This is a genomic window from Acinetobacter sp. SwsAc4 (genome assembly GCF_013391535.1).
Classification (GTDB): domain Bacteria; phylum Pseudomonadota; class Gammaproteobacteria; order Pseudomonadales; family Moraxellaceae; genus Acinetobacter.
This window is the reverse complement of record NZ_JACAXC010000047.1, coordinates 1-9,946: the sequence shown is the minus strand read 5'-3', so window position 1 is coordinate 9,946 and position 9,946 is coordinate 1. Positions and strand designations below refer to the sequence as shown.

At 38.8% G+C, this 9,946-nt stretch carries 6 protein-coding genes and 2 pseudogenes; 1 reads left to right on the top strand and 7 read right to left on the bottom strand.

Translation table 11 applies throughout. The annotated features are described in order from the left end of the window. Positions 1 to 162: 162 nt before the first annotated feature. Both HYG88_RS14710 and HYG88_RS14705 read right to left on the bottom strand, forming a co-directional pair. Positions 163 to 407: pseudogene (locus tag HYG88_RS14710) on the bottom strand (transposase); the annotation flags it as partial. 132 nt (positions 408 to 539) lie between these two features. Then, on the bottom strand, positions 540 to 812 hold the full coding sequence (locus tag HYG88_RS14705) for a hypothetical protein (RefSeq protein ID WP_004662783.1): 273 nt from the start codon (positions 810 to 812) through the stop codon (positions 540 to 542). A gap of 994 nt (positions 813 to 1,806) precedes the next feature. Between HYG88_RS14705 and HYG88_RS14700 the strand changes: the two genes are divergently transcribed. After that, positions 1,807 to 3,084 (top strand): tyrosine-type recombinase/integrase, encoded by a 1,278-nt coding sequence (locus HYG88_RS14700; RefSeq protein ID WP_178883358.1) that lies wholly within the window; start codon positions 1,807 to 1,809, stop codon positions 3,082 to 3,084. Positions 3,085 to 3,196: 112 nt separating this feature from the next. On the opposite strand, the gene HYG88_RS14695 is transcribed toward HYG88_RS14700, so the two are convergent. The 5 genes and pseudogenes from HYG88_RS14695 to HYG88_RS14675 all read right to left on the bottom strand — a co-directional run. Beyond that, positions 3,197 to 3,562: a copper-binding protein gene (locus HYG88_RS14695; protein ID WP_004912811.1), complete on the bottom strand. Its 366-nt coding sequence runs from the start codon at positions 3,560 to 3,562 to the stop codon at positions 3,197 to 3,199. A 33-nt stretch (positions 3,563 to 3,595) separates the two neighbouring features. Further along, on the bottom strand, positions 3,596 to 6,730 hold the full coding sequence (locus HYG88_RS14690; RefSeq protein WP_005159444.1) for an efflux RND transporter permease subunit: 3,135 nt from the start codon (positions 6,728 to 6,730) through the stop codon (positions 3,596 to 3,598). 14 nt (positions 6,731 to 6,744) lie between these two features. Beyond that, a complete protein-coding gene (locus tag HYG88_RS14685) occupies positions 6,745 to 8,235 on the bottom strand; it encodes an efflux RND transporter periplasmic adaptor subunit (protein WP_004912818.1) in 1,491 nt (496 codons plus the stop codon). Further along, positions 8,235 to 9,539: a TolC family protein gene (locus HYG88_RS14680; protein WP_005159440.1), complete on the bottom strand. Its 1,305-nt coding sequence runs from the start codon at positions 9,537 to 9,539 to the stop codon at positions 8,235 to 8,237. Before HYG88_RS14680 ends, HYG88_RS14685 begins: the two co-directional genes overlap by 1 nt. Before the next feature lie 80 nt (positions 9,540 to 9,619). Next, positions 9,620 to 9,823 (bottom strand): annotated as a pseudogene (locus HYG88_RS14675) (hypothetical protein); the annotation flags it as partial. Positions 9,824 to 9,946: the final 123 nt, after the last annotated feature.

Here is a 9,946-nt window from a genome sequence, read left to right as displayed (position 1 = left end):
TTCAGATGGCTATTCTACGTTTGATTGGTTTTGGAAAAAAAGAAGAATTTAAGAAAGTGCTCGCAATTTTAAGAAAGAAAAAGCCTGATAGGACAAGGGCTCTATGAAATTTGTCGTGTACAGAGCTGTTTTTAATAATTCATTCCTCTCTAAAGATATCTATTTCTTATCTTTCCAAAGCTTTGCATTCTTGCTAGGTGGAATGACTGCATGTGCATCTCAATCTAAAATGACTTGTCGGCAGTGCTTTGTATCATCAGCACCATCTGTATAGACTAAATCAATTCGTTCATCCAACGGAATTTGATCAAGCAAATCACCAAGCACCTCTGAATCACTCACTTTGTTTGTTGTGAGCTGAACTACTCGTAGTTGATATGAAGTTTGCGCCATTGGAGACGATATTCAGTATCAAAATTATAAAATTGATTCTATTTTCGATAAAATAGTTTTATATAAAAAGACCACGTCAAGGGGATGACGTGGCGAAAAACTGAAATATATAACTCACTATACACAGCATATAATCAAGCTATGTATTAACTTTTCGCAATGTTATCGAGTAGTTCTGGTTCCAACATAAAGAAATCTCGTCCAAAATTTTCCAACGGAATATCAGAAAGGTTAATTTGGTATTCAATATCACCGTTAAAAAAACTTTGAGATTTTTGTATCGAACGTTCCCAACCGAATTCCTTACCACATTGCTTGAGCAAATATTGATAAACCTTTGCATCATTGACTCTTAACAAGAATGCATCATCAGATAACTGATGTATCGAGACATTTTCGGAATATTGCACATCAATCATGATCTACCTCCTAGAATGAATGATCAAGTGAATATTAGTTATCATTATAGATAATTGCTTACTATTCAACCATTTTTTAATATTTATTTTTAGTTATTAAATATTTAAGTCATATTTTTGAAATAAACAACAAGACTGGAAGCGATGTGACGAAAATTATCACTAATGCTAGCTTTCTTCTCTGTCAAATTATTAGCGATAAAGAGTAGGTCTTTGGCTGCATAACATCAAAAAGTGTAAATTCTCATAATAATACTTCCCATTAAAACCAATGATGTTCTAAAAAATTATTATTTATACATGCCTAAATACATAAAACAGCATTGATTCGATCTTGATCTGTGATTAAGTTTAATCCATTCATTACCTAAAATTTTCTCCATAACAACTTCTATATTTTCTGATGGGTAAACTATTTTCCAAATTAAGTTAGTAGACACTAAAAAGATTCAGTTCAAATTATTCAACGGTAAATGAATAACATCTTAATTGTTTAGAATTGTCTTCTATAGAAAACAATCATTATAACCTCAGACAACTGACAGTATTTTTTTAAATGTGTGCCCTATCTTTTGAATAATTACTACTGAATTTAGGCAGATCAAACCGTCATTCACATCTATTCTACTTTGAAAGAGCCAGTTAAGTTGTTCGAAGTATAGGCTTGTATATTGTTAGCATTTCAAACTGACGATTAGCTAATTCTCAATTGCTCCTTACAAGTTTTATCCCATGTAATTCAATCCAATATTGGATGTGGGGTAGGTTTAGGGGTAAAACCAGAGCTAAGAAAAAAAGCCCTTGTAAAAACAAGGGCTTTTTTAAATATTTGGCGGAAGCGGTGTCCGTCTAACAATAGTCCTAAGCAGTCCAACACAATATTATAAATATATATTTTTCAATTGTTTAATATTTTAATCGTCCTAAGCCATCTTGCCCAATCCTACCATTTCCAGTATTTTATGAGGGGTAGGTTGAGGGGTAAATCAAAGGCATGCCAAAGAAATCCAAAGAGCTTTCCGCACTCAGTGTAGCAAGAATTAAAGAGACTGGTCGATACCACGTAGGCGGCGTTGATGGTCTTTGTTTAAATGTTGAAAGAGATTCCCGTGTCTGGATTTTACGTGCCGTTGTGGGAAAACGTCTGGATAAAGATGGAAAATTAAAACCTCATCGCCGTGATATTGGTATTGGCCCCTACCCTGAAGTTTCCTTGGCAGAAGCCCGTGCCAAAGCCGCTGAATTAAAATTACAAATACGAAATGGGATTGATCCTATTGTGCATAAACAGGAACAGCTTGAACAGCTGCATGTCCAGCAACTACGGAATAAAACATTCATGGAATGTGCAAAAGTTGTTATTGCCAATAAAACCCGTGAACTCAAAAATCAAAAGCATATCGGACAATGGTCAACAACACTGGAAACCTATATCTATCCAACGCTGGGTGATCTCACCATTGGCACCATTACCAAAGTAGATATTGCTGAAGCTCTCAAACCAATCTGGATTGAAAAAAATGAAACAGCCAGACGTATTCGTGGTCGTATAGAAACCATTTTTGATTATGCCAAGGCTATGGGATATTTTGAGGGTGACAACCCTGCTGAATGGAAAGGCAATCTTGAACCTATATTAGGTAACTTAAAGCAGGAATCACGCCCACATCCATCCCTGCCTTATGAACAGGTTGCTGAGTTTATCCAGCATTTAAGACAGAAAAAAGGGATTTCCCCTAAAGCTCTGGAATTTGCGATTTTAACTGCATGTCGATCTGGTGAGATTTTTGGGGCTAAATGGCAGGAAATTGATTTTAAGAATAAGGTTTGGATTATTCCTAAAGAACGGATGAAAGCAGAAAAGGAACATCGCGTACCTTTGTCTGAAGAAGCCATCACGTTGCTTGAATCAATCAAAAATCATACTCAAGCACAAGATTTCATTTTCCCTGCCCCACGTTCTGGAGAAATGCTTTCTGATATGTCATTAACCACATTGATCAAACGGATGCATGAGCAGAAGCTTAAAGAAGATGGCTTAGGCTATATTGATCCAAAACAAAATCGTGTGGTTACAACACACGGTTTCCGTTCTACATTCCGTGATTGGTCAGCCGATAAAACGGATTATTCACGGGAAGTTTGTGAGCATGTACTTGCCCATAAACTACCCGATGAAGTTGAAGCTTCTTACTTACGTGGAGGGTACCTTGAAAAACGTAAAGGTTTAATGGCTGATTGGACTGAATTCTGTTGTACACACTTTAACTAGACATCATAAAACGAATGCTTCAGCCTTAGATGGCTGAAGCATTCGTTTTAAAGGGAATTAAACAGATTTTTTTACAGGCTCTGTACTCTTGATATTAGTTATACTTTTGACATTACTTGTTTTCTGGTTTAACACTTACGATTGTGTAAATTTCACCATCTGCTTTTAATTCAAAATCAACTTTTTGCCCTACTGCAAGCCCATTTAACAACTTAGGATCTGCAACCTTAAAACCCATTGTCATTGCTGGCCATTTAATCGCTGCAATTGCCTCATGATTGAGTGTCAAAATATTTTCTTTCGTATTAATAGCCGTAATAACGCCAACAGCTTGAGCTGTCATTGCTGTAGATGATTCTTTACTCATCTGCTCCATAGGTGCTTCCGCTTTCTTTTGCTCTGATGCCTCATTTTTACTACAAGCGCTTAACGTAGCAATAGTTGCAACAAGAGCTACAATTTTCATAAATTTAAACATAATAAAACCTCTTTGAACGAAATAATAAAACTATCAAGATTTTGATAGTTTCCTTTTGATTAGAAGTTGGTAGGCAGCGGGGATAACAAACATTGATAAAAGCGGAGCTGAAATCATGCCTCCAACCATCGGTAAAGCAATACGGCTCATCAATTCAGAACCTGTTCCAGTCCCCAAAAGAATAGGAAGTAGCCCGACTAAAATTACAGCTACAGTCATCGCTTTTGGGCGAACACGTAGAACAGCCCCTGTACGAAGTGCGTCATTGAGCTGTTGTTCAGTTAAGGATTTTTCAGAAGACTGCGTTTGTTGTATGGCTTGCTTTAAATAAAACAACATGACCACACCAAACTCTGCGGCAACACCCGCAAGTGCAATAAAGCCTACTGCTATGGCAATTGAAAAGTTATAGCCACTGAAATACATTGCCCAAATACCACCGATTAAAGCGAATGGTAGAGTCAGCATAATCAGAGCGGCATCTTGTACTTGTCTAAAAATCAAATAGAGCAATAGAAAAATGATCATCAAAGTGATTGGTATCACCACCTTTAGACGAGCATTTGCTCTTTCCATAAACTCAAATTGACCTGAATAACTAATACTCATACCCGCAGAGCGTTTCACTTGTTCATCAATAGATCGTTTCAAATCCTGAACTACAGAAGCTAAATCACGCTCTTGTACATCAACATAGACCCAACCACTTGGGCGAGCATTCTCACTTTTTAGCATTGGGGGGCCATCAGTGATTTGAATATTGGCAATGCTACTCAAAACAATTTGCTGACCTGATTCAGTCAGAATTGGTAGATTCCTTAAGGCTTCAAGTGAATCTCGGATTTCTCGTGGATAACGTACATTAATAGGATACCTAGCTAATCCCTCAACAGTTTCCCCAATATTCTCCCCACCAATTGCTGATGACACAATTTGCTGTACATCATTGATATTAAGACCATAACGTGCAGCTTGCTTTCGATTAATATCGATATCAACATATCGCCCACCTGTGAGTCGTTCAGCTAAAGCTGAGCTAACACCGGGTATCTTTTTGGCAACCTGTTCAATTTGTTGTGCGACCCGATCAATATCTTGCAAATCATTTGCTGAAATCTTAATCCCGATTGGGCTTTTAACCCCAGTTGCCAACATATCAATTCGGTTACGAATAGGTGGCACCCAGATATTTGTTAAACCCGGTACTTGAACCGCTTTATCCAGTTCTTTTACTAACTTGTCGGGTGTCATACCTGAACGCCATTCAGATCGCGGTTTAAACTGAATCGTGGTTTCAAACATTTCTAAAGGTGCTGGATCTGTAGCTGACTCTGCTCGCCCAGCTTTACCAAATGCCGTGGCAACCTCTGGAACAGTTTTAATCATTCGATCAGTCTGTTGAAGTAACTCAGAAGCTTTTGCTGCGGACAATCCCGGTAAAGCCGAAGGCATATACAGTAAATCACCTTCATCCATATTGGGCAGGAACTCTCCACCTAAGCGAGTTAAAGGGAAAAGACTGAGAAGAAAAATGAATGATGCACCAAATAAAGTTGTCTTTGGATAAGCTAAGACCTTATCCAACATCGGACGGTATATTTTGATTAGAAAACGGTTTAATGGATTGCATTGTTCAGAGGGTAACTTCCCTCGAATCCAGTACCCCATCAAAATTGGAATCAGTGTAATTGATAACCCTGCGGCAGCGGCCATGGCATAAGTTTTAGTAAATGCCAATGGAGAAAACAGTCGTCCTTCTTGTGCTTGTAAAGTAAAAATAGGAATAAAGGATAAAGTAATGATGAGTAAACAGAAAAATAAAGCAGGTCCAACCTCACTAGCAGAATGCGTAATGATGTCCCAACGCTCTTGTGTTTTTAAAACTTGATCAGGATGTTCATGTTGCCAAGCTTCGATATGCTTATGTGCGTTTTCGACCATAACCACAGCGGCATCGACCATAGCGCCAATTGCAATGGCAATACCACCCAATGACATGATATTGGCATTTAGTCCCTGATAATACATCAATAAAAAAGCTGACAAGATTCCCAAGGGCAAAGAAACAATCGCAACCATTGCTGAACGTAAATGCCAGAGGAATAATCCACAAACCAAAGCCACCACAATAAATTCTTCAATCAATTTATGGCTTAAATTTTCTACAGCCCGATCAATCAATTGACTGCGATCATATACTGGAACAACTTGCACGCCTTTAGGTAAACTTTGTTGCAATTCAGCCAGTTTTGCTTTCACAGCAGTAATCGTTTCACGTGCATTCTTACCGGCCCGTAAAATCACAACACCTCCAACGGTTTCTCCTTGTCCATTAAGTTCAGTAATTCCACGACGCATTTCAGGTCCGAGTTGAATCGTTGCAACCTCTCCAAGAGTGATTGGGATGCCTAAACCGTTCGTACGTAATGGGATCTGCCGAAAATCTTCTAATGTTTTTAAATAACCAGAAGCTCTTACCATATATTCAGTTTCAGCCATTTCTAGGACTGAACCGCCAGTTTCCTGATTTGCCTTTTGAATTGCCTCAATGATACTTCGTTGAGTTATACCGAATGCTGCCATCTTGGTAGGGTCTAAAACAATTTGATACTGCTTAACCATTCCCCCAATTGTGGCAACCTCAGCCACATTCGGTACTGTCTTTAGTTCATACTTCAAAAACCAGTCTTGTATGCTTCGCAGTTGTGAGAGATCATGTTGCCCTGTTGGATCAACCAAAGCATATTCGTAAATCCAACCAACACCTGTAGCATCTGGTCCTAATGAAGATTTTGCATTTGTAGGCATTCGCCCTTGTATTTGATTCAGATATTCCAACACGCGAGAACGTGCCCAGTAAAGATCAGTATGTTCATCAAAAATGATATAAACAAACGAATCACCAAAAAAAGAATAGCCCCGAACAGCTTTAACACCGGGCACTGATAACATGGTCGTTGTTAAAGGATACGTCACCTGATTTTCAACAATTTGTGGTGCTTGACCGGGAAAATTAGTTCGCACAATAACTTGTACATCAGACAGATCTGGCAAAGCATCAACCGGAGTATTTTTGACAGCCCAAGTTCCCCAAACGGCAAGAACTACAGCAGCTAATAAGACAAATACTCGATTTGCAATTGAAAAACGAATAATACGGGTGATCATGATGGTTCTCCCGTTTAGTTCTTCATAGATGTCATAGACATCTTGGAAATGTCAGAAATCACATAAGCATCCCCAACATGTGTAAAGCGGAAACTGACCTGATCTCCTTGCTGAATTTGGGTAAATGGTTGTACTGGTTGTTTAAAGCCCATGGTCATAGCCCCCCAACCCAACTCAGCAATTGCCTGATGTGAAATGGTAATGTCTTGAGCTGTAACTTTTTCCACTTTACCAATGCCTTGGTATATTGATGCCTTAGTTACTTGAGATGAAGTAATCGATTGTCCAGTGTTTAACTTATCCAGTACACCCTGTAAATTGGCCTCAGAATCAATTATGAATTGTCCCGAAACCACTACTTTCTGACCAGCGTTCAAACCCTGTAGAATTGCTATTTTATTTCCATCACTCTGCCCTAACTGTACAACAACAGGTTCAAAACGCCCTTGTTCATGTGCCACAATGACGATATTACGAGTACCGGTACGTATAACAGCTTGCTCTGGCACAACTAAACTGCTTTGAGGATTGTTGGAGAATTTGACAGAAGCAAACATTCCTGGCTTGAGTTGTCCCTCTCTATTGGGTAACTCAATACGAACTTTTATGGTTCTGCTTGTGGTATCTAGTGTTGGTAAAATATCAATGACTTTACCAGACACTTTTTGAGGATATGCAGCAAAAGTTGCTTCGACTTTAGCACCTCGTTTTATTCCAGCAATTTGCGTTTCAGGCACTGCTGCTTCTAACCAAATTGGATTAATTCCTTTAATTGAAGCAAGTGTTTGCCCCATAGTTAAAGTCATTCCACTATGAACTTCTAATGAGTCAATGAATCCACTTATAGGAGCACTCAAAGTCATATTAGATTGTACTTGATGTGTTTGTTCGACTTGATGGATCACATTTGGTGGGATTCCCAGAAGCCGTAGGCGTTGTCGACTTGCTTGAATAAGAGAACGGTCTCCTATTTTAAGTACTGCCAAAAACTCGGTCTGCTCCCCAGTCCATTCTGGTATTGAAATATCAGCAATCGGGCTCCCTTGAGTCACTATATCTCCGACTGCATGACCATAGACACGCTGAACAAAACCACTTGCCCGTGTTTGCAGAATCGCTATCTGTCGTTCATTCGCTTGTAATATGCCATTGGTTAACAAAGTATTACCCATTACAACTTGTTCGACTGTGGCATAACGAATGGCTAGATTTTGTTGAAGAGATGGATCAATCTTTACTCCTGCACTTTCAGTCATTCCAGAAGTACTTTCATCCGCATATTTAGGGACTAACGGCATATCCATAAAAGGGGATTTCCCCGGCTTATCAAAATGCTGTTCTGGTTTCATTGGATCGTACCAGTACAACACTTTAGCAGTTGCCTGATCACTTACAGTTTGCTTTTTATCATTTTGATGAGCATACCAATATCCAGCACCACTACCGATTCCCAAGCTGCCCACAATCAAGCCAGCAATTACGAATGCTAATTTATTTTTTAACATTATCGTGACTCCTCAGCATGGTTTAAGGTCGGTTCTACAAAAGAAAAATAGAGCTGGGCTTTGATAATTGCTTGCTGTTGTTGTAAATCGATGAGGCGTAATCGCTGATTTAGTAATGCTTGTCGTGTCTCAATGACATCTGACAAATTGGCTTTACCAGCCTGATAACTTGCTAGCTGTAAATTTACTTTTTGTTTAGTCAAAGGAAGTGTACTTTGAACTGTACGTTGGATTTGTTGATCAAGGGCTTTTAAGTCCGATAGCCCCTCATCTAACATAGTGAGATGCTCGCGGTATTTTATCTCCTGATCTGCTGTAATCCTGTTTTGTTCCGCTAAAATGGCTTGAACCAATGAACTACTACGTTTTTTTGAAAATACTGGTAGTTCCGTTGTCAGTTGCACACCAATCATATCTCCAAATTCAGGAGCACGGTGCTGATAGGCAAACTCGATACTCCAATCTGATTTTTGTAGGGCTTGAGCTTGCTTAAGTTTGGCTTCAGCAGTTTGCCTTTCTGCTTGAAATGCTTTCAATTCAGGAAGTTGATGCAGATGATGATATAAACGTGATGTATCAAAATTAATTACAGGTTCTTGGCTAGGCAAACTTTCTATTTCAGTTGTACGACTAGAATCCGCACTGATTAATCGGTGTAATTCTAGCTTTGCTTTATTTAAATCTCGAAGTAAATCATCTTTTTGATCAAGTAAAACCGTTTTGTCCAGCTTAGGGGAAATCGCATTAGTAACCATAGTCCGACCAGATGTAACCTGTGTCTGCGTAATCTGGAATAACAATCCATTTTCTGAAAGAAGGTCATCATATAAGGCCAGTTTACGCTCAAGATAAAAACGCTTAAGCCATACCGATGCTACTTTTTGACGTAACTCAATACGAAGAATTTCTGTCTGAGCATTAGCTGAACCCAATTCAGCTTTTGCTAATTCTATTTCGGCCAATCTTTTGGCACGATTTGGAAAATCTTGCATGATGCCAATCTTTTTCATCGTCATGCCTTCTTGTGTGACTGACCATGCGGCATCGCCAGACACGGGGTAATTATCTAAGCCAACAAACAGTTTAGGATTGGGTAAGATACCGGAAGCTGAAACCATATTCTCAGCACCTTCAATCTGAGCACTATTAGCTCTTAGAGCAGGCGCATATCGCTCAGCAAGCTTCAATGCTGTATCCAAAGTCAGTGGCTGGGCATAAGCATGTCCATAACTCAAGAAAAAACAGATCGTCGCAATCGAGCATCCACCCCATTTTAGGGACAGCTTTCCTTTATTAAAGTTCATATTTTTAGCTCTAAAATGATGTACACGCGCACGTGCAGAACACCCATAGAAAACTCTATGAATGATGAAGAATCATCAAATTAGTTAAAGCGTGGGGGTTTCCATAAATTGGAAAGATCAGATGAGATGAAATTTTGATTTAATGGAGAAAAAGTAGACTGTTCCGCAGGTAAAAAAATCATCGACTGCAAAACATCCAGCGCTGTAGATGTATATGCAATTTTAGAAAATGACATAATACAATCTTGCTTAGACATACATGATGGATCATGTAATTGCTTCTTCTCTGTACACGACAAATTTCATAGAGCCCTTGTCCTATCAGGCTTTTTCTTTCTTAAAATTGCGAGCACTTTCTTAAATTCTTCTTTTTTTCCAAAACCAATCAAACGTAGAATAGCCATCTG